We start from the raw sequence: 18,862 nt of genomic DNA on the forward strand, positions 1-18,862 counted from the left end.
ACAGCCGGTTAACAGCACACCGACGAATACCCAACCCGCCCGCGCCGCCGCCCCGTTCACCATCCCGCCACGCGCCGTTCACCCCTGGGCCCGCCGCAGGTCAAGACGGGGCGGGGCATGGACCCTAAGGTCCCTCGGGTGGTCAAGCTCTCCGTCATCGTGCCGTTTTACAACGTGCAGTCATACGCCCCGGAAACGCTTCGCAGTCTCCGAGCGAACGCCCGCCAGGATTTCGAGTTCATTCTGGTGGACGACGCTTCCAAGGACGAGACGCCGGAGATTCTGGAACGCGCCGAAAACGATCTTAAGGACGTTGCGCAGGTGATCCGGACCCGGCATGCGCGCAACGGCGGTCTGGCGACCGCGCGCAACACCGGACTGGACCGGGCGAACGGCGAATACGTCACGTTCCTGGACGGTGACGACTGGCTGGCGCCCGGGTACTACGAGCAGCTGGTCGCCTGCATCGAGCGGCTGGGCTGCGATTTCGTCCGTACCGATCACGTCCAGTGCACGGCGCGCTCCCGCACCCTGGCGCGGGTGCCGCACGGCCGGCGAGGCGCGGTGGACGACCCGCGCGCGGCGATCCTGCCCGCCACCCGCAGTACGTCCGTGGACTACGCCTACGCCTGGGCGGGGATCTACCACCGCAGACTGCTGGACGAGGGGCTGCTGCACTTCACCGACGGGCTGCGCACCGCGGAGGACCGGCCGTGGATCTGGCGGCTGCACCGTGAGGCCCGCTCGTTCGCCGCCGTCGGCCTGCTGGGCGTCTTCTACCGGCGCGGGGTGGCCTCCTCGCTCACCCAGATCGGTGACGTACGGCAGCTGGACTTCATCCGCGCCTTCGACCAGGTCATCGACGAGACCGCGCGGGACCGGGATGCGCAGCAGCTGCTGCCCAAGGCGATCCGCACATACTGCGCGATCATCTCGCATCACCTCACCAGCGGCAGGTTCGAGCCGCAGGTGGCCCGCAAGCTGCGGGCGATGAGCGCGGCGGCGCTCAAGCGGCTCCCGGCGGATCTGCTCTCCGAGGCACTGGACTCGATGGACAGCGAACGGGCCTCCCGGCTCCGTCGGCTCCGCAGGCGTCCGGGCCATAACGAACCCGCGGCCGGTACGGCGGGCAGCGCCCCCGGCGACGCCGCGGCCGGCGCCACCGCAGGTGCGCGTGACACGGAGGTGGCGGCCTGATGCGTACGCAGCTGTTCTTCGCTTCCACCCTCTACGGTGCCGCCACCCTCGCGGCGGCCATCGACGCGGACCACTTCGAACCCGCCGACCAGCGGCTGCTGTTGGTGAGCAACAACGCCGCCAACCCGGAGACCGCGCCCTCGCTCGATGTCATGCCGGGCTTCGAACGGCTGCGTGGCCGCTTCGACCGGGTGCTGTCGTGGAACGAGACGATCCGCCCCTTCCACCCGGGCGGCTGGTCGCCGCGCACGGACGACGCCCCGCTGTGGGAACGCCATCTGCGGCTGCTGTGGGGCCTGGGGGACGGCCCGGATGACGAGGTCGCGCTCGTCCTGGAGTCGATCCAGGTCGATCCCGCGCTGGCGGTGGCGCGGCTGTTCCCGGACGCGCCGATCGAGGTGTATGCGGACGGGCTGATGAGCTACGGCCCCACCCGCAACAAGCTGGACCCGCTGGTGGGCGCCCGGGTGCGGCGGCTGCTCCATCTGGACCTGGTGCCCGGACTGACACCGCTGCTGCTCTCGGAGTTCGGGGTCGAGCCCGAGGTCGTCCCCACGGACGCGTTCCGCGCAGTGCTGGCCGAGGTGGCGCAGGACGTGCCGCCGTCGGTGACGGAAGCACCGCTCGGCGGGGCGCTGCTGCTGGGCCAGTATCTGTCCGCGCTGGACATCCTCTCCACCGACGAGGAGGAGCGGCTGCATCTGCGCATGCTGCGCGGCGCCGCGGCGCGCGGCCACCGTGAGGTGGTCTTCAAACCGCACCCGGTGGCTCCGGCCCGCCACTCCCGAGCCTTGGAGAAGGAGGCGGGCGAGCTGGGCATCAGCCTGACGGTGCTGGACGCACCGGTGCTGGCGGAGGTGCTGTACGAGCGGATGCGCCCGGCGCTGGTGGTGGGCTGCTTCTCGACGGCGCTGCTGACGGCGTCCGCGTTCTACGGACTGCCGGTGGCCCGTACCGGCACCGAGCTGCTGCTGGAGCGGGTGACGCCGTACCAGAACAGCAACCGGGTGCCCGTGACGCTGGTGGACTCCTTGCTGCCCGACCTGGACGACGCTGCCGCGGGCGACGGCTTCACCCCGCCGACGGGCCGCGAGCTGACAGGGCTGATCCGCGCCGTCGGCTTCTGCATGCAGTCGCAGATCTATCCGGAGCTGCGTCCCGAGGCGGAGCACTATCTGGCCACCCGGCTGTCCCCCAAGACCCGCCGCTACTTCAAGCGCCGCCGGCTGACCGCGCTGGGCCTCCCCGGCGCCGTGCCCCGCCAGTTCGCGTTCGTCCCCCGCAACCGCACGGTGCGCCGCGTCGCCCGCCGCGCCCGCGCCCTCAAGCGCGCGGCCCTGGGCTGAACCTCCTTACCGGCTCCCCGCGCACGTGCGGACCCACGCGATCCGCCCGGCCGACGGCGCTCCCGTTCAGACCTTGGCGACGTAGGTGCCGAAGGACCACAGATTGCCTTCCGGGTCCTTGGCGGCGTACTCACGGGAGCCGTAGTCCTGGTCCGTGAGGGGCAGCACGATCTCGGCGCCCGCCTCCGCGGCCCGGGCGTGGTGGGCGTCCGGGTCCTGCACGGCCACATAGACGGCGCCGGGGCCCAGGCCGCCCATCACGCCGCTGTTCCGGGCGGTGCCGAGCATGACGATCCCGTCACCGAACCGCAGCTCCGCATGGGCGACCGAGCCGTCGTCGGCCTCGTAGACGTGGACGGGCTCGAAGCCGAAAGCCTTCTGCAGGAAGTCGAGGGCGGCACGGGGATCGCGGTAGGTGAGTACGGGGTTGAGCGGCATGGTGACCTCCTTGGGCTCTGTGCGTCTTGCCGTAACGCGTCCTCGACGTTAGGCACCGGCCAGGTCCGCGTCTTGGACGAATGGGAAGGCCCCCGGCTCCCCCTCGGCGAGGGCGGCCAGATAGCCGGTCGCCAGCTCCCCCACGGTCGTACGGCCGCCGGTACGGGTCAGCAGTTCGGCGGCGTGGGCCACCTGGGGGGACATGGCCGGTCCGTCGGCTGTCAGCCGGCCCAGCGTCCGGTCGACCAGGTCGAACCGGGCCTCCCATGAGGGGGCCTCGGCCAGCTGCTCCGGCAGCCCCGCAAGGGTGCGGGCCACGCTGCTGCCGTGCCGTGTCGAGCGGGCCAACTCCTCGACGGGCACCACTTGGTTCGCATACTCACCGGTCGGTATGCCGAAGACGGTGCAGGCACCGGCCGGGCTGAGCTGGGCCTCCAGCCCGTGCTGCGTCCCGGCGTGCTCCGTGGTGACGGGTCTGTCGAACAGTCCGGCGACAAAGCTCTCGTACGGCACGGGCGGTGCGGGCGTGCCCCCGTCCACCCGTGGGGTGACGGAGATCCGGTCGCCGAAGCTGAGGATCAGCGTCACGCCGCACCAGGGCAGCTCGGCCCGGCGCAGCGCCGCGTCCCGCTGCTCCCGGTAGCCCTGATAGGGAGCGGCCACCGCGTGCCCGAGCGGCGGCGCAGGGTCACGCGCCCACATCTGCCAGCCGTCGCCACCGGCCGTGCGCACCGTGCCGTCCATCTCTCCACCGTGGCAGAGGCCACTGACATCGGCGCGTTCACACCAGCGGCGGCCACCGCTCGTGCCAGCGCCGGTCGGCCTCCAGCTGGGCCGCGAGGGAGATCAGCAGGGGTTCGCTGCAGGCGGGGCCGAGGAGTTGCGCGCCCAGGGGCAGATGATCCGGCTCGGTGATCGCGGCGGGGACGTTGATGCCGGGCCAGCCGAGCACGTTCCACGGCCAGGCGTACGGGCAGTGGGCGATCATCCTGCGGTCCGTCTGCCAGCCGGAGAGCCGTGCCAGGTCACCGATCCGGGGCGGCGGGGTGGCGGTGGTGGGGGTGAGAACGACGTCGTAGCGGCGGAAGATCCGGCCGACGTGGCGGCGCAGCGGTCCCTCGGCGGCCCGCGCGGCACGCAGTACCGGGCCGCCCAGCAGCCGCCCGGTGCGGGCAGCGGCCCGGGTACGCGGATCCAGCAGCCCGGGCTCGGGAGTGCGCTGCGCCCAGGTGCGGATACCGGCGGTGGCGCGGGGGACGAACGTCAGGCCGATGGGACCGTAGTGCGGGTCCGCCTCCTCCACCTCGTGCCCCAGCGCGGCAAGCCGCTCGGCGAGGGCGCGCACGGCAGCGTCCACGCGCGGGTCCAGCCGTTTCGGTGTGGCCGTGAACGCCCACCGGGTGGACAGCGCGATCCGCAGCCTCCCGGGGTCCCGGCCCACGGCAGCCCGCACGTCCACCGGCGGCGGCCGGTGCAGATCGCCCTCCCGGTTGCCCGCGGCGACATCGAGCAACAGCGCCGCGTCCTCGACGGTGCGCGCCAGCGGCCCGAAAACCGTTATGCCGTTGAACGCCTCCGGGTCCGGCCAGGTCGAGATCCGCCCGCGCTGCGGCTTGATGCCGACCAGATGCGTCCACGCCGCGGGGATGCGCACCGACCCTGCCCCGTCCGAGCCCAGCGCGGCGGGCACCAGCCCGGCCGCGACGGCCGCGGCGGCGCCACCGGAGGAGCCGCCGGGAGTGTGCGCCGTGTCCCAGGGGTTGCGGGTGTCACCGAAGGCGCTGCCCTCGGTGAACGGCCACTGTCCCAGCTCCGGGCTGTTGGTCTTGCCGACGATGACCGCACCGGCGGCCCGCAGCCTGCGCACCACCTCGGCGTCGGCCGTCTTGAGCGGGAAGGTTCCGGCGCAGCCGAACGCGGTGGGCTCCCCGCACACATCGGTGTCGTCCTTGACCGCCACCGGCACGCCCAGCAGCGGCAGCCGCTCGCCACGGGCCAGCGCCCGGTCCGCGGCGTCCGCCTCGGCCGTCGCCGCCTCGGTACGCAGCAGGCGGAACGCGTTCAGCGTGGGCTGCGTCGCCTCGATCCGGGCCAGCGCCCGCTCGGTCAGCGCCCGGGAGGTCGTCTCACCGGCCGCCAGCGCCGCTGCTGCGCGGGCGAGACCCGGCAGCGGCTCCGACTCCCTGTGACCGCCTGCCCGGGGCTGTCGCGCAGGGCGGCGGGGCCCAGGCTGCGGCTGTTCGGCGGACCCGGTCCCGGTACCGGTCGACATGGACACCTCGCAGGCTGCTCGTCGGTCGTCGGTCACGCCTGCGCCTACTGTCCCCGATCCCCGCCCTCTTTGAAACCCGTCAGTAACAACTCTGCTCGTGCGAGCTCCACCCGGAGGGCGTCACAGCGCGTCCCGCGGTTCGTAGGCGCCCCACACCTCGCGCAGCGCGTCGCACACCTCGCCCAGCGTCGCGCGGGCGCGCAGCGCCTCCCTCATCGGGTACAGCACGTTCTCCTCGTCCCGCCCGGCCGCCGTACGCAGGACATCCAGCGCGGACCGTACGGCAGCGGCGTCGCGCCCGGCGCGCAGCCGCTCCAGCCGCTCCGCCTGGGCCCCCTCCAGACCGGGGTCGACGGTGAGCGGGACATACGGCTTCTCGTCCTGGCCCTCGGTGCGGAAGCGGTTGACGCCGACGACGACGCGGTCCCCGCTCTCGATCTCCTGCGCGACGGTGTAGGCGCTGCGCTCGATCTCGCTCTTCTGGAAGCCCTGTTCGACGGCGGCCACCGCGCCGCCCCGGTCCTCGATCCGCCGCATCAGGTCGAGCGCCGCCTCCTCCACGCCGTCGGTCAGCGACTCGACGGCGTAGGAACCGGCGAACGGATCCACCGTCGCGGTCACGTCCGTCTCGTGTGCCAGCACCTGCTGGGTTCGCAGCGCCAGCCGGGCCGCCGATTCCGAGGGCAGGGCCAGCGCCTCGTCGTAGGAGTTGGTGTGCAGCGACTGCGTACCGCCCAGCACCGCGGCCAGCGCCTGCACGGTGACGCGCGCGACGTTCACCTCGGGCTGCTGTGCGGTCAGTTGGACCCCGGCCGTCTGGGTGTGGAAGCGCAGCATCTGCGACTTGGGGTTGCGTGCGCCGAACTCCTCGCGCATCACCCGCGCCCAGATCCGGCGCGCCGCCCGGAACTTGGCGACCTCCTCCAGCAGCGTCGTACGCGCCACGAAGAAGAACGACAGCCGGGGCGCGAACGCGTCCACGTCCATGCCGGCCGCGACGGCCGCCCGTACGTACGCGATCCCGTTGGCCAGCGTGAACGCGATCTCCTGCACGGGCGTCGCCCCCGCTTCGGCCATGTGGTAGCCGGAGATGGAGATGGTGTTCCAGCGGGGCAGTTCGGCGCCGCAGTAGCGGAAGATGTCCGCGGTCAGCCGCAGCGAGGGCTGCGGCGGGAAGATGTAGGTGCCGCGGGCGATGTACTCCTTGAGCACGTCGTTCTGCACGGTGCCGGTCAGCGCCGCGGGAGCCACCCCCTGTTCCTCGGCGACGAGCTGATAGAGCAACAGCAGCAGTGCGGCGGGCGCGTTGATGGTCATGGAGGTGGAGACCTCGCCCAGCGGGATGCCGTCGAAGAGGGCCCGCATGTCCTCCACGGAGTCGATCGCCACCCCCACCTTGCCGACCTCGCCGGCGGCCTGCGGGGCGTCGCTGTCGTAGCCCATCTGGGTCGGCAGGTCGAAGGCGACGGACAGGCCCGTGGTGCCGTGCTCGATCAACTGCCGGTAACGCGCGTTGGACTCCGCCGCCGTCCCGAAACCCGCGTACTGCCGCACCGTCCACGGCCGCCCGGTGTACATCGTCGGGTAGACGCCCCGCGTGAACGGATAGCCGCCCGGTTCCCCCAGCCGAACGGCGGGATCCCAGTCCGCCGGCGCATCCGGTCCGTAGACCGGCTCCACGGGCAGTCCCGACTCGGACAGCCGGCCGGAATCGGTGGGACGTGTCATCGCAATGCCTCCTGGAAAACCCCGCACCCAGGGGCGCGCGGGCGCTCGGCGGGCGTCGTCCCACCCAGCATCACCCGGGGCGCCGCAGGTTCGCGAGGACGGCGCGCTGGGCAGTGATGGACCCGTACATCCGTTGAACCGTCCGGGGGTGGGGATGCTCGGGATGCACAGGAGGGGAGAGGCGGCCTGGCGCGGTGTCGCGGCCTCGGCGGCGGTGCTGCTGTCGGCGGGCGCACTCGCCGGATGCCAGGTCAAGGACGGGGCGGCCGGTCCGGCTGTACGCGTCTCCAAGGCGCCGCAGCAGGTACCGCAGAAGCCACCGTCCGAACCGTCCACGGCGCCCGCACGCGCGAACGCGGCGCCGAGACCGGTGAAGCCCGCTCAGCCGCCGCCCAAGCCCGAGGCGGCGCAACCGATCGCACAGACCGTACGGATGGCACCGGGCGCACGCGGCGCCCACGTACGCGAACTCCAGGCGCGGCTGCGGCAGCTGGGGCTCTTCCACCGGAACCCGACCGGCTACTACGGGCCGATCACGGCCGGATCGGTCACCGCGTTCCAGAAGCAGCGCGATATGTCACGCACCGGCAAGGTCACCGACGCGGTGCTGAGCGCCCTGCGTGCCCGTACCCACGAGCCCACCCGCAGCGAGCTGTACCCGCCCACCAGCCGCCCGCCGGCCAAGCCCGATCCGCGCTGTCTGACGGGACGCGTGCTGTGCGTCAGCAAGGCGAGCCGCACAGCGTTGTGGATGGTCGACGGGAAGGTGCGCACGGCCATGGACGTACGGTTCGGGTCGGCCTACACACCGACCCGGGAAGGCCAGTTCAAGGTCAACTTCAAGAGCCGGCACCACCATTCGACCCTCTACGACACCCCGATGCCGTACGCGATGTTCTTCAGCCGCGGCCAAGCAATGCACTACTCGGCCGACTTCGCCGCCCGCGGCTACGCCGGAGCCTCCCACGGATGCGTCAACGTCCGCGACAAGCGGAAGATCGCCAAGGTCTTCACCGAGATCCGCCCAGGCGACAAGGTCATCGTCTACAGGTGAGCCGGGTCGCGCCCCGAAGGGGGCGGGACTCCAACCTTCCGGGGGACAACCCCCGAACCCCCGGCCGGAGAGGAGACCCCCGAAAAAAAGGGGGCGCGGGTGGGACCGGGGGAACGTGTCCCACCCGCGCCATCGCGCGAACCCAGAGGTACGGGGGGAACCTCGGGCTTACCGCGCCGCCGATGACCAGTCGGCTCACTCTCTTCAGCGCCGTACGCGGCGAAAGTGTCACACCACCGGTTCAAGCCGCTGGTGTGGTGCCTGTCACCGTCGCGCTCGGCGCAGGCTGCGCCGAGGTGGACGGCGTGCTGCCACCCGTCGCACCGGAGCCGCCGGTGGCCGAGCCGCCCGGGTCACCCGGGGCCGGGGGGTCGCCCTCACCGCCCGTCGAGCCGCCGTCTCCCCCGCCGCTGCCGTTTCCCCCGTCGGCCCCCTCGCTCCCGCCGTCGCTCCCGCCGCCGCTCTGGCCGGAGCCGGAAGAATCGCCGCCGGAGCCACCGTTGCCGTGCTCCGCGCAGAACTTCGACACCACGGACCGGCCGCCCGCCGCGCGCTCCAGCTTTCTGCGGTCGTCGGCTTCGATCTTGTTCGTCGCGTACCCCTTGCACAGGGCCGCGGCGATGGCTTCCTTCTGGGAGTCGTCGAGCTGCTTGCCGGTGCCGGGGAGCTTGCCGTCCGGCGTGCCGTTGCCCTTGTCCTTGTCCTCGCCGTTCTTGTCGCCTCCGGCACCTCCGGAGTCGGCGAGGTCCCGGGATTCTTTCCCGTTCCCCTTGTCGCCGTCCGTGGCCCCGGGGCCGTCGGACCGGCCGCGGCCGCCGTGCCGGCCGTCCGCGGTGTCGCGGCCCGGAGTCTCCTCGGCGCTGCTGCCGTCCTCGGAGCCGCCGTCACTGGGGCTGACGGCCGGGGAGACGGTGGGCGCGGGGGCCTCGCCGCTGTGGAAGGGAGTGGGCAGCACACCTGTTCCGGCCGCGACCGCGACGCCGCCGAGCGCGCAGCCCGCGAGGGCTACAGCGAATCCGGCGCGCAGGGGCCTGCCCGTCAGCAGGTGGCGGGCACGGCTGCGGGCACCGCCCGGTGCTCCGCCGCCGCCGGGCGCGGCCGAGGCGGCACCGGGCGCGCCACCGCGCGCCGCACCGACCCGGGCGGCACGGAAGGCGTCCAGCGCCGCGGCCTCGCCGGGAAGTTCGACCGGGGTGGTGCCGGGGGTGGTGGGAGGGGGCGTGCTGTAGGTGGCGGACAGCTCGTCCAGCGCGGCGGCAAGCCGGGCGACCGTACGGCGGTCGGCTTCACGGAACCAGGCGTGGGAGGGCACGTCGAGACGGCCCTCGGCTCTTCGTCCTGGTCGTCCGGCCTGTTCGCGCCGTCCGGGCTGTTCGGAACGTCCCGGCTGTTCGGGCCGTCCCGGCGGTTCGGAATGTCCCGGCTGTTCCGGCCGTACGGACCGGCCGGCCACGGCTGCCTCCGGATGCTCCTCCGGCGCGGGGCCGTTCGACGCGGGGCCGTTCGACGCGGCGGCGTCCGATGTGGTGGCGGATTCGTGCGAGGGCTCGTGCTCCGAGCCCGCACCGGGGTCGTCGCCGTTGCAGGCGTCGACCGGCAGCCCGCGCAGCAAACGCTCCGCAGTCTCTTCATCCAGCCAGTTGTACCGGTCGTCCGCCATCACGTTTCCCTCAGCGTTCGTGTGGCTTTATGCGTCACACCGCGGGCCATGCCGCGTGCCCTGCCCTTGGCCACACCCCCGCCCGGCCTGGGCCCGTCGGTCACCGGCCCGCCCACGCCGTCGGCCGCGCCGCCGGAAGGTCCCGGCGCTCCCTCTTCCAGCAACTCCGCGAGTTTACGCAGTCCGCGGTGGGCCGCCGTCCGTACGGCACCCGACCGCTTGCCGAGCACCTGTGCGGCGCTCTTGGCGTCCAGCCCGACCACCACCCGCAGCACCACGGCCTCGGCCTGGTCGCGCGGGAGTTGGGATATCAGCGCCATCGTGTCGCTCGTCCCCAGCGCCTCCAGCGCCTCGTCCGCCGTATCGGCGCCCGCGGGCAGGCTGGTCAGTTCGCTCTCGTCGCCGCCCACGGCCGGGCGGCGGCCCCGCATCCGCAGATGGTCCAGTGCCCGATTGCGGGCTATCCGCGCCGCCCAGCCACGGAACCGGTCCGCGTCGCCCTTGAAGCGCGGCAGATCGCGAGCGATCTGCAGCCACGCCTCGGAAGCCACGTCCTCGGCATCCGCGTCCGCCACCAATGTGCGGACGTAGCCGAGCAGGCGCGGATGCACGGAGCGGTAGACGGTGCGGAAGGCGGGCTCGTCCCCCTCCTGCGCCGCGGCTACCGCAGCGGTCAGCTCCGCGTCGTCCCCCTGCACGCTCGTGTCTCGCCCCACTCCGCGAAGGTGTCTGTGCCACGCGCCGCTGCCGGGAGTCGGCGTCCCGACTACCAGGTTCGCGTCCCGACTGCCAGGAACGGTCAACCTGGCGCGGCGCGAGGAGCACGCTAAGGCCAAGTGTGCACGCTCGTCCATGCCGGAGGGAGGGGCGGGGCGACACTGCGCTGTGTGTGAGGGCGTCGTCGCCCCCCGTCAGCAACCTGTACGCGGGTGACAAGTCCGCACCTGTTGCGGGCCTGAGACACGGGCGCGTACGGGCACAAGCGCGCGGGGCCGTGACACCTGTGCGCGGTGATGCGGCGTGACGGCGTAACACATTGCGCGGCAGTGACGCTGAGGGGAGTACGGGCAAGCCGCTGGCGTAGTGAGCCCGTGTCCGACGGCGACCGGGGTCTCTCCTGTGGGGGGTGGCGACCCCGGTCGTCTTCGGCTTTTTCGGATCGGGGGCATGCGGCGCTCGCCCGCTCGCACGCGCCCCTCGCACGCCTCCGGCAGTGCTGCCCGTCCGGTCGTACGCGTCCGGCAGTGCCCGTCGGGCCTGCCCGTCCGGTCGTTCGCCTCCGACCGCGCTCGTCCGGCTAACGCGGTGCGGCCCTGGCGTCCCTGCCCGCGGGTGGCCGTGCCACGATGCGTCGGCATGAACCGTCCCACGCCGTCCCGGCCCTCCCGCCTCGACGGGTTGACCCGGCACTTCGCGCTGCCCGACGCCGAAGCGGGCACCACCCCGCCGTCGGCTCCCGCACCCGTCCCGGTGGACTGGCCCGCCGTCGAGTCCTGGCTCGGGGTGGCCCTGCCCAGCGACTACAAGGAACTGGTCACCGGCTACGGGCCGCTCGACATCGGCGAGTACGTCTGGGTGCATGCGCCGTGCGTGCAGCAGGGCAGGTTCGACTACGGCGACTGGCTGCGCGACACCCACCGGCAGACTCGTATCAACTCCCGGGATGCCGCCCCCGAGGGACCGCCGCCCTTCCACCCCGCGCCCGGCGGACTGCTGGCCTGGGGCGAGACGCGGGGCAGCGCGGTGCTCTTCTGGGACACCTCGGCCTCCGACGATCCGGACGAATGGCCCGTCGTCCTCTTCGACTGGGGCCCCTTCCCCAGCTCCGACCCGGACGCCACCTCCGAAACCCGCCCCTGGTACCCCCTCGGCGGCACCGCCACCGAAACCCTCACCGCTCTGCTGACCACCGGCATCCCGATGGACGGCGGCGGGCAGTTCGGGCCCCTCCCGGGCACCGCGCGGCGCACCGCTTTCCTTCCCGATGCCGCCCCCTGGACCCCGCCACCGCCCGCGCCCGAGCACGACCCGGCACGCCGCGCCGCGCTGAGCGAGGGCAGCGGGCCGGCAGCCCTGACGACTCTCGTCCCGCCCCCGTCGCAGCCGTATCTGGGCGCCGCGGCGGCGGACGGCTGGGAGCCCCTCTTCGCCGAGCTCGGCACCCGGCTGCCGCACGAGTACGTCACGCTGCTGGAAACGTACGGGGCGGGCTGCTGGTCGGAGTGGCTGCGCTTCCACACGCCGCTGCGCCCGGCTGAGGGCACCCCGCGGTCGCAGTCGCCCAGCGATCGCCGGGAGGGGCCAGGCGGAGGGTTCGTCTGGCACGCGCAGCAGGTCAACGACGCCTACCGGTCGCTGCGCGGCAACTGGGCCGAGGAGTACCAGCTGGCGGTCTGGCCCGAACCTGGTGGCTTCCTGCCGTTCGCCAACTCGATCGACGGCGATGTGCTCGGCTGGCTGACGGAGGACGCCGATCCCGACCGCTGGCCGCTGCTCGTCTGGCCCCGCCACGCCAAGCAGGGACCCCCGCTGGAGGACTCCCTCACGGAGGTCCTTCTCGCGTGGCTGCGGGGTCGCTTCGCCGCGCCGGGCTTCGCCGAGCTCGACGAGGACGACGACCCGCTGGACTTCATCGGCTTCGAGCCGTGGTCGGACCGCGCCTACTGGTAACGGGCTCGACAGCGGGGCCCCGGTGGTGGGCTCACACCATCAGGGGCACCGGGTGGATCTCGTCCGCCGGGTGTCCGGCGCGGTCGTGCACGCGCTGGACGGCCTCGGCCGAGGGTGCCTCGGAGAGGCAGTAGACGATCCCCGACTCGGGATCCGCCCACGCCCGCTCGAAGCGCACGCCTTCCTCGCCCTCGATCTCCTGGTCCGCCCGGTGGGCGGCCATGAGCTGACCGGCCGTGATCCCGGTCATTCCGTGATGTACGTCCATGAACCGTGTCATCGTGCTCTCCTCGGGTGGACGCTCCTTACCTCCATGGTCCTCCTGCCACCTTCGTGCCGCATGTCGCGGCCCGCGCGGCGGACCGGGCCCGCCGCTGGGAAACCGCGGGCCCGGGGAATCGGCGCGCCGGGTCAGTCCACCTGGTCCGCCAGCTTCACGAAGTCGCTCCAGGAGCGCTTGGGCTGCCGGGGGTCCCACAGCTTCTGGGCCGTCGCGGCGAGCGGCAACCGGACACCTTGCGCCACCTGCTCGGTGGTCTGCGCGCCCGCGAGGTCTCCCCAGACGGCGAACCGGCCACCGAGGATGTGCTCCCGCCCGGCCCACTTCGCGGGCACCGGCTCGGTACCGCGCACCACTGCCGGGGTCCAGTGCTCGTAGATGCGGCGGCCCGTCGGGTAGATGAAGTTGTTGGGCTGGCCGAGGACGTAGTACAGGTACTCGTCGTTGAGGTTGACGACCTGCCAGCCCTCCTTCAGATACTCCGCGGGCTGCCGCTCGCCCTCCTCCCGCCCGGTCCAGTAGGCGACCTCGCGGGGTTTGTCCGGCTTGACGACCCCGCCGCGGTGCATGCCGTCGTTCCACACCTGCGGGGTCTTGTCATGTTTGCGGAGCGTCGCTGCGCGGTCGTTGAGCCAGGCGGTCGCCAGGTCCTGGACCTTTGCCTGGTCCCCGAACTTCTCCCGCGCCTTTTCCGCGAGGCCCGGATAGGTCAGCTCGGGGCTCTGCGTCATCAGCGCCTGGTACTCGTCGCCGCCCGCGTGTGCGTACTTGCCGGGGAACAGATCGGCGAACTCGGCCAGCAGGTCGTCCACGAGCTTCGCCGCCGCGGGCTTGCCGATGTCGATGGCGCCGCGCGGCGTACGGCCGGTGACGCTGCGCAGCTGGAGCTCGGGGTGGGCCCTCAGCACGGCGCCGAGGTGGCCGGGTGAGTCGATCTCGGGGATGACGGTGATGTGCCGGGACGCAGCGAGCTCGATGATGTCGCGGACCTGCGCCTTGGTCAGATGCGGGTCGGAGACGATCTCGGGGTGGGTGTCGCTCTCGACGCGGAACGCCTGGTCGTCGGAGAGGTGCAGCTGGAGCTGGTTGAGCTTCAGATCGCCCATCTCCCGGATCCGGGCCTTGATCCAGTCGGCGCTGAAGTGCTTGCGCGCGATGTCGAGGGAGAAGCCGCGCTGCGGGCGGTCCGGCGCGTCCCGGGCGGTGCCCTCGGCGAACCGGCCCTGCACACGGTGGGTCTGGAGCAGGGTGCGGGTGCCGTAGAAGACCCCGGCGTCGTCGTCGCCGGTGATGGTGACCTTGCCGTCGCGGCTGACCAGCCGATAGCTCTCCGGCCCGCTGCCCGGCTCACCGCTCTTGCCGCCCTTGCTGCTCTTGCTGCTCTTGCTGCTCTTGCTGCTCTTGTCGCGCTTGAGCTCGATGTCGCCCGTACGGGCCGGACCCTTGGCCACGTCCACCTTCAACTCGTCGGCGAGCAGCTTCGCCTCGTCGCGGAGCGAGTCCGTGCCGGTGACGACGCGGGTGTGCTCCGTGCGCTGCCAGCCGGGGCCGCGCACGGCTTTCCATTCGCGTACGGAGGGAACGGCGGAGGGAGCCGGACCGAGCCGGTCGGGGCCCTTGGGCGGCTGCTGGGACCCGCGGTGGCGCTCGGCGGCGGAGGACGTGGGCGAGTCGCGGTCGACGCCTCCTTCGCCGTTGCCGGAGCAGCCGGTCAGGCCCGTCAGCCCCGCCAGACCGGCGGCGAGGGTGAGTGCCAGCACCGCGCCGGGGCGGCCGGCTGCCCAGACGGCAGCCCCCTCGGACTTCTTCCACCAGTTTCGTCCCATGCAGATACGGTATTTCCCCTTTCCAACCCTTCCCTGTCAGCTATGCGCTCCAGCGCGTTCCCTTCCGGGTGAAAAACAGGGTCAGGTCGGCCGATCTTTCCTGCTCCCGGCTACGGTGACGACTCCTGCCGACATCGGGATCCTTCGGACTTTACGGAGCGCATGAGCCTTCCCACCCCTTCGCAGTCGCAGACGCGGATGCCTCTGGACCGGCTCAACACCGCGGCCGTGGACACGGTCGAATCCCTCCTTCTGCGCTGCTGCGGCAGCCGCCGCTGGGCACGGCGGATCGTGGCACACCGGCCGTACCCCGACGTGGAGGCGCTGCTGGCGGCGGCCGACGAGGCGAGCTACGACCTGACCTCCGCGGACCTGCGGGAGGCGCTGGTCTGCGAGTCGGCCGCACACCCGCTGGAAGGGGAGCCGCAGCTGGGCGTGCTCGCCGCGCACACCGCCCTGCGGGCGGCCCACGGCGCATACGAGCGCAAGTTCGGACACGCGTTCCTGTGCTGTCTGGACGGTTTCGCGGTGGCGGAGCGGCTGGACCAGGTGCTGGCGGGGATTCGGTTGCGGTTGGAGAACGATGCGGACGAGGAATGGGCCGTGACGGCGGAGGAGCTGCGGCGGCTTGCTCGGGGCCGGCTGGGGCGGCTGGCGGCGTCGGGGACCATGTGAAGCCCGTGCCCGAAGGGGCGCGGGGCACATCGATGTGGCGGCCCTCACACGCAGGTAGGCCGTCCGTGCCTGATTGATCACACCTGCATACCCCTGCGCGAACGTGCCGACAGCCCGTCGCTACGATGACCGAGGCCGGTGGACCGTACCCGGCCGGGCCCGCCCGACCTACCGAAGCCGGCAGGCCCCAATATCCGCTCCCGGAGGGTTTTTCCGTGCCGGCTGGAACGCTGTACCGCGGCCGGGAAGGAATGTGGTCCTGGGTGGCTCATCGAGTCACCGGCGTCCTCATCTTCTTCTTCCTGTTCGTGCACGTCCTCGACACCGCGCTCGTGCGCGTCTCGCCCGAGGCGTACGACGACACTGTCGCGATCTACAAGACTCCGCTCGTCAACCTGATGGAGTACGGCCTGGTGGCCGCCATCCTGTTCCACGCGCTGAACGGCCTGCGGGTCATCCTCGTGGACTTCTGGTCGAAGGGCGCGAAGTACCAGAAGCAGATGCTCTGGACCGTGCTGGGCGTGTGGACCGTCCTCATGGCGGGTGCCTTCTACCCGGTGCTCCAGCACACGCTGCGCGAACTGTTCGGGAGCTGATGCGTGATGTCGACGACCGAGACGACTGAGCAGCCGAAGAACGACGGCGCCGGTGAGCCCACCGACGAGGTCACGCTGTTCGACGTGGACCACCCCGCCCCCGTGATCGAGCCGCCGCGCAAGCGGACCGGGAAGACGCCGAAGGCGTCCCGCGGCAACTTCGAGATGCAGGCGTGGCTGTTCATGCGGCTGTCGGGCATCGTGCTGGTGGTGCTCGTCCTGGGCCATCTGCTGATCCAGCTGGTGCTGGACGGCGGCGTGAGCAAGATCGGGTTCGCGTTCGTCGCGGGCCGCTGGGCCTCGCCGTTCTGGCAGACGTGGGACCTGCTGATGCTGTGGCTGGCGATGCTGCACGGCGCCAACGGGCTGCGCACGGTGATCAACGACTACGCCGAGCGCGACAACACCCGCTTCTGGCTGAAGATGCTGCTGTACACGGCCACCGTCTTCACCGTCCTGCTGGGCACGCTGGTGATCTTCACCTTCGACCCGAACATCCGCTGACGTACCGGGGCTGAAGGCTGAGGTTTTCCCGATGAACAACGTCAAGATCCACAAGTACGACACCGTCATCGTCGGCGCGGGCGGCGCCGGTATGCGCGCGGCCATCGAGGCCACCAAGCGCAGCCGCACCGCGGTGCTGACCAAGCTCTACCCCACCCGCTCCCACACCGGCGCTGCGCAGGGCGGAATGGCCGCGGCCCTCGCCAACGTCGAGGAGGACAACTGGGAGTGGCACACCTTCGACACGATCAAGGGCGGCGACTACCTGGTCGACCAGGACGCCGCCGAGATCCTGGCGAAGGAGGCCATCGACTCCGTCCTCGACCTGGAGAAGATGGGCCTGCCCTTCAACCGCACCCCGAACGGCACCATCGACCAGCGGCGGTTCGGCGGGCACTCGCGCAACCACGGCGAGGCCCCGGTGCGCCGCTCCTGCTACGCGGCGGACCGCACAGGCCACATGATCCTCCAGACGCTGTACCAGAACTGCGTCAAGGAGGGTGTGGAGTTCTTCAACGAGTTCTACGTCCTGGACCTGCTGCTCAACGAGGACGAGGGCGTCAAGAAGACCTCCGGCGTCGTCGCCTACGAGCTGGCCACCGGTGACGTGCATGTCTTCCAGGCCAAGGCCGTGGTCTTCGCCTCGGGCGGCAACGGCAAGTTCTTCAAGGTGACCTCCAACGCGCACACCCTCACCGGCGACGGCCAGGCCGCCGCGTTCCGGCGCGGGCTGCCGCTGGAGGACATGGAGTTCTTCCAGTTCCACCCGACCGGCATCTGGAAGATGGGCATCCTGCTCACGGAGGGCGCCCGCGGTGAGGGCGGCATCCTGCGCAACAAGGACGGCGAGCGCTTCATGGAGAAGTACGCGCCCGTCATGAAGGACCTGGCCTCCCGTGACGTCGTCTCCCGCGCGATCTACACCGAGATCCGCGAGGGCCGTGGCTGCGGCCCCGAGGGCGACCACGTCTTCCTGGACCTCACCCACCTGCCGCCGGAGCAGCTGGACGCCAAGCTGCCGGACATCACCGAGTTCGCCCGTACGTACCTGGGCATCGAGCCGTACACCGACCCGGTGCCGATCCAGCCGACCGCGCACTACGCGATGGGCGGCATCCCCACCAACGTGCGGGGCGAGGTGCTGGCCGACAACTCCACGCCGGTCCCCGGTCTGTACGCGGCGGGCGAGGTGGCCTGCGTCTCCGTGCACGGCGCCAACCGGCTGGGCACCAACTCGCTGCTGGACATCAACGTCTTCGGCCGCCGGGCCGGGATCGCCGCCGCCGAGTACTCGGCGACCGCCGACTACGTCGAACTGCCCGAGGAGCCCGCGAAGTTCGTTCTCGACGAGATCGGGAACCTGCGGGACGCCACCGGCAGCGAGCGCGTGGTCGAGATCCGCAAGGCGCTCCAGGAGTGCATGGACAAGAACGTCATGGTCTTCCGTACGGAGCAGACGCTGAAGGAGGCCGTCGAGGAGATCGGCGCCCTGCGCAAGCGCTTCCGTGACATCAGCGTCCAGGACAAGGGCAAGCGCTTCAACACCGACCTGCTGGAGGCTCTCGAGCTGGGCAACCTGCTCGATCTGGCCGAGGTCACGGCGGTCTCCGCGCTCGCCCGCAAGGAGTCGCGCGGCGGCCACTACCGCGAGGACTTCCCCAACCGCGACGACGTCAACTTCATGCGGCACACCATGGCGTACCGCGAGGTGGGCGACGACGGCACCGAGTCGATCCGGCTGGACTACAAGCCGGTCGTGCAGACCCGCTACCAGCCGATGGAGCGTAAGTACTGATGAGCACCGCAACGCTGGACAAGAACGACTCCGCGGGGCCCGATGACTCCGCGGGTGCCGCTGCGCATCTGATCACCGTCACGCTGCGGATCCGCCGGTTCAACCCGGAGGTCTCCGACGAGCCGCAGTGGCAGGACTTCACGCTGGAGATCGACCCGAAGGAGCGCGTCCTGGACGCGCTGCACAAGATCAAGTGGGAGCTGGACGGGACGCTGACGTTCCGCCGGTCCTGCGCGCACGGCATCTGCGGTTCGGACGCCATGCGGATCAACGGGCGTAACCGGCTTGCCTGCAAGACGCTGCTGAAGGACATTTCGCCGGAGAAGCCGATCACCGTTGAGGCCATCAAGGGGCTGACGGTGCTGAAGGATCTCGTCGTGGACATGGATCCGTTCTTCCAGGCTTACCGCGATGTGATGCCGTTCTTGGTGACGACGGGCAACGAGCCGACCCGTGAGCGGTATCAGTCCGCGGAGGACCGGGAGCGGTTCGACGACACCACCAAGTGCATTCTTTGCGCGGCGTGCACGTCGTCGTGTCCTGTCTTCTGGAACGACGGGCAGTATTTCGGTCCGGCCGCCATTGTCAATGCGCACCGGTTCATCTTCGACTCGCGGGACGAGGCCGGGGAGCAGCGGTTGGAGATCCTCAACGACCGGGACGGGGTCTGGCGCTGCCGGACGACGTTCAACTGCACCGATGCTTGCCCGCGGGGTATCGAGGTGACGAAGGCGATTCAGGAAGTCAAGCGGGCGCTTATTACTCGTCGCTTCTGAGGGCCCGCGCCCTCCCCCGCCCATCCGCCTCCGCCAAGGGACGGG

At 71.4% G+C, this 18,862-nt stretch carries 17 protein-coding genes; 9 read left to right on the forward strand and 8 right to left on the reverse strand.

Annotated elements, in window-relative coordinates:
- The first annotated feature begins 138 nt into the window (after nucleotides 1-138).
- Both ACTWP9_RS01655 and ACTWP9_RS01660 read left to right on the forward strand, forming a co-directional pair.
- The gene (locus ACTWP9_RS01655; protein ID WP_443244105.1) at nucleotides 139-1,197 is read left to right on the forward strand and encodes a glycosyltransferase family 2 protein; all 1,059 of its coding nucleotides are present in this window, start codon (nucleotides 139-141) and stop codon (nucleotides 1,195-1,197) included.
- The gene (locus ACTWP9_RS01660) at nucleotides 1,197-2,543 is read left to right on the forward strand and encodes a polysialyltransferase family glycosyltransferase (RefSeq protein ID WP_443244106.1); all 1,347 of its coding nucleotides are present in this window, start codon (nucleotides 1,197-1,199) and stop codon (nucleotides 2,541-2,543) included. The genes ACTWP9_RS01655 and ACTWP9_RS01660 overlap by 1 nt, the downstream gene beginning before the upstream one ends.
- Nucleotides 2,544-2,609: 66 nt before the next feature.
- Here the strand turns inward: ACTWP9_RS01660 and ACTWP9_RS01665 are convergent, their stop codons facing one another.
- From ACTWP9_RS01665 to ACTWP9_RS01680, 4 genes are all read right to left on the reverse strand, one after another.
- Nucleotides 2,610-2,981, reverse strand: a complete 372-nt coding sequence (locus ACTWP9_RS01665; protein WP_443244107.1) for a VOC family protein — start codon at nucleotides 2,979-2,981, stop codon at nucleotides 2,610-2,612.
- Nucleotides 2,982-3,029: 48 nt separating this feature from the next.
- Nucleotides 3,030-3,725 carry a hypothetical protein gene (locus ACTWP9_RS01670; protein ID WP_443244108.1) on the reverse strand — a complete coding sequence of 232 codons (696 nt, stop codon included), beginning with the start codon at nucleotides 3,723-3,725 and terminating at the stop codon, nucleotides 3,030-3,032.
- 37 nt (nucleotides 3,726-3,762) lie between these two features.
- Nucleotides 3,763-5,253: an amidase gene (locus ACTWP9_RS01675; protein WP_443244109.1), complete on the reverse strand. Its 1,491-nt coding sequence runs from the start codon at nucleotides 5,251-5,253 to the stop codon at nucleotides 3,763-3,765.
- Between the two features lie 120 nt (nucleotides 5,254-5,373).
- Entirely contained in the window at nucleotides 5,374-6,981 is a 1,608-nt protein-coding gene (locus ACTWP9_RS01680) for an acyl-CoA mutase large subunit family protein (protein WP_443244110.1), read from the reverse strand.
- Between the two features lie 163 nt (nucleotides 6,982-7,144).
- Here ACTWP9_RS01680 and ACTWP9_RS01685 point away from each other — a divergent pair, with 163 nt between their 5' ends.
- A complete protein-coding gene (locus tag ACTWP9_RS01685; protein ID WP_443244111.1) occupies nucleotides 7,145-8,035 on the forward strand; it encodes a L,D-transpeptidase family protein in 891 nt (296 codons plus the stop codon).
- 241 nt (nucleotides 8,036-8,276) lie between these two features.
- On the opposite strand, the gene ACTWP9_RS01690 is transcribed toward ACTWP9_RS01685, so the two are convergent.
- Nucleotides 8,277-9,695, reverse strand: a complete 1,419-nt coding sequence (locus tag ACTWP9_RS01690) for a hypothetical protein (RefSeq protein ID WP_443244112.1) — start codon at nucleotides 9,693-9,695, stop codon at nucleotides 8,277-8,279.
- Entirely contained in the window at nucleotides 9,695-10,393 is a 699-nt protein-coding gene (locus tag ACTWP9_RS01695; protein WP_443244376.1) for an RNA polymerase sigma factor, read from the reverse strand. The genes ACTWP9_RS01690 and ACTWP9_RS01695 overlap by 1 nt, the downstream gene beginning before the upstream one ends.
- Nucleotides 10,394-11,051: 658 nt before the next feature.
- Between ACTWP9_RS01695 and ACTWP9_RS01700 the strand changes: the two genes are divergently transcribed.
- Entirely contained in the window at nucleotides 11,052-12,365 is a 1,314-nt protein-coding gene (locus ACTWP9_RS01700; protein ID WP_443244113.1) for an SMI1/KNR4 family protein, read from the forward strand.
- 31 nt (nucleotides 12,366-12,396) lie between these two features.
- Here the strand turns inward: ACTWP9_RS01700 and ACTWP9_RS01705 are convergent, their stop codons facing one another.
- Nucleotides 12,397-12,645: an SCO4226 family nickel-binding protein gene (locus ACTWP9_RS01705; protein WP_443244114.1), complete on the reverse strand. Its 249-nt coding sequence runs from the start codon at nucleotides 12,643-12,645 to the stop codon at nucleotides 12,397-12,399.
- A gap of 131 nt (nucleotides 12,646-12,776) precedes the next feature.
- On the reverse strand, nucleotides 12,777-14,471 hold the full coding sequence (locus ACTWP9_RS01710) for a beta-N-acetylhexosaminidase (RefSeq protein ID WP_443244115.1): 1,695 nt from the start codon (nucleotides 14,469-14,471) through the stop codon (nucleotides 12,777-12,779).
- A gap of 162 nt (nucleotides 14,472-14,633) precedes the next feature.
- Here ACTWP9_RS01710 and ACTWP9_RS01715 point away from each other — a divergent pair, with 162 nt between their 5' ends.
- The 5 genes from ACTWP9_RS01715 (at nucleotide 14,634) to ACTWP9_RS01735 (ending at nucleotide 18,817) form a co-directional block, all read left to right on the forward strand.
- The gene (locus tag ACTWP9_RS01715) at nucleotides 14,634-15,146 is read left to right on the forward strand and encodes a 2-oxo-4-hydroxy-4-carboxy-5-ureidoimidazoline decarboxylase (protein ID WP_443244116.1); all 513 of its coding nucleotides are present in this window, start codon (nucleotides 14,634-14,636) and stop codon (nucleotides 15,144-15,146) included.
- 215 nt (nucleotides 15,147-15,361) lie between these two features.
- Entirely contained in the window at nucleotides 15,362-15,742 is a 381-nt protein-coding gene (gene sdhC, locus ACTWP9_RS01720; RefSeq protein ID WP_443244117.1) for a succinate dehydrogenase, cytochrome b556 subunit, read from the forward strand.
- 6 nt (nucleotides 15,743-15,748) lie between these two features.
- A complete protein-coding gene (locus ACTWP9_RS01725; RefSeq protein ID WP_443244118.1) occupies nucleotides 15,749-16,246 on the forward strand; it encodes a succinate dehydrogenase hydrophobic membrane anchor subunit in 498 nt (165 codons plus the stop codon).
- A gap of 31 nt (nucleotides 16,247-16,277) precedes the next feature.
- Nucleotides 16,278-18,041 (forward strand): succinate dehydrogenase flavoprotein subunit, encoded by a 1,764-nt coding sequence (gene sdhA / locus ACTWP9_RS01730; protein ID WP_443244119.1) that lies wholly within the window; start codon nucleotides 16,278-16,280, stop codon nucleotides 18,039-18,041.
- Entirely contained in the window at nucleotides 18,041-18,817 is a 777-nt protein-coding gene (locus ACTWP9_RS01735; RefSeq protein ID WP_443244120.1) for a succinate dehydrogenase iron-sulfur subunit, read from the forward strand. Before sdhA ends, ACTWP9_RS01735 begins: the two co-directional genes overlap by 1 nt.
- Nucleotides 18,818-18,862 lie beyond the last annotated feature (45 nt).

The organism is Streptomyces sp. 3N207, from assembly GCF_052246355.1.
Classification (GTDB): Bacteria; Actinomycetota; Actinomycetes; order Streptomycetales; family Streptomycetaceae; genus Streptomyces.

Coding starts and splice junctions, on each gene's coding strand:
- ACTWP9_RS01660 (WP_443244106.1), top strand. CDS start 1,197: ATGCGTACGCAGCTGTTCTTCGCTTCCACCCTCTACGGTGCCGCCACC.
- ACTWP9_RS01665 (WP_443244107.1), bottom strand. CDS start 2,981: ATGCCGCTCAACCCCGTACTCACCTACCGCGATCCCCGTGCCGCCCTC.
- ACTWP9_RS01670 (WP_443244108.1), bottom strand. CDS start 3,725: ATGGACGGCACGGTGCGCACGGCCGGTGGCGACGGCTGGCAGATGTGG.
- ACTWP9_RS01675 (WP_443244109.1), bottom strand. CDS start 5,253: ATGTCGACCGGTACCGGGACCGGGTCCGCCGAACAGCCGCAGCCTGGG.
- ACTWP9_RS01680 (WP_443244110.1), bottom strand. CDS start 6,981: ATGACACGTCCCACCGATTCCGGCCGGCTGTCCGAGTCGGGACTGCCC.
- ACTWP9_RS01685 (WP_443244111.1), top strand. CDS start 7,145: ATGCACAGGAGGGGAGAGGCGGCCTGGCGCGGTGTCGCGGCCTCGGCG.
- ACTWP9_RS01690 (WP_443244112.1), bottom strand. CDS start 9,695: ATGGCGGACGACCGGTACAACTGGCTGGATGAAGAGACTGCGGAGCGT.
- ACTWP9_RS01700 (WP_443244113.1), top strand. CDS start 11,052: ATGAACCGTCCCACGCCGTCCCGGCCCTCCCGCCTCGACGGGTTGACC.
- ACTWP9_RS01705 (WP_443244114.1), bottom strand. CDS start 12,645: ATGACACGGTTCATGGACGTACATCACGGAATGACCGGGATCACGGCC.
- ACTWP9_RS01710 (WP_443244115.1), bottom strand. CDS start 14,471: ATGGGACGAAACTGGTGGAAGAAGTCCGAGGGGGCTGCCGTCTGGGCA.
- ACTWP9_RS01715 (WP_443244116.1), top strand. CDS start 14,634: ATGAGCCTTCCCACCCCTTCGCAGTCGCAGACGCGGATGCCTCTGGAC.
- ACTWP9_RS01725 (WP_443244118.1), top strand. CDS start 15,749: ATGTCGACGACCGAGACGACTGAGCAGCCGAAGAACGACGGCGCCGGT.
- sdhA (WP_443244119.1), top strand. CDS start 16,278: ATGAACAACGTCAAGATCCACAAGTACGACACCGTCATCGTCGGCGCG.
- ACTWP9_RS01735 (WP_443244120.1), top strand. CDS start 18,041: ATGAGCACCGCAACGCTGGACAAGAACGACTCCGCGGGGCCCGATGAC.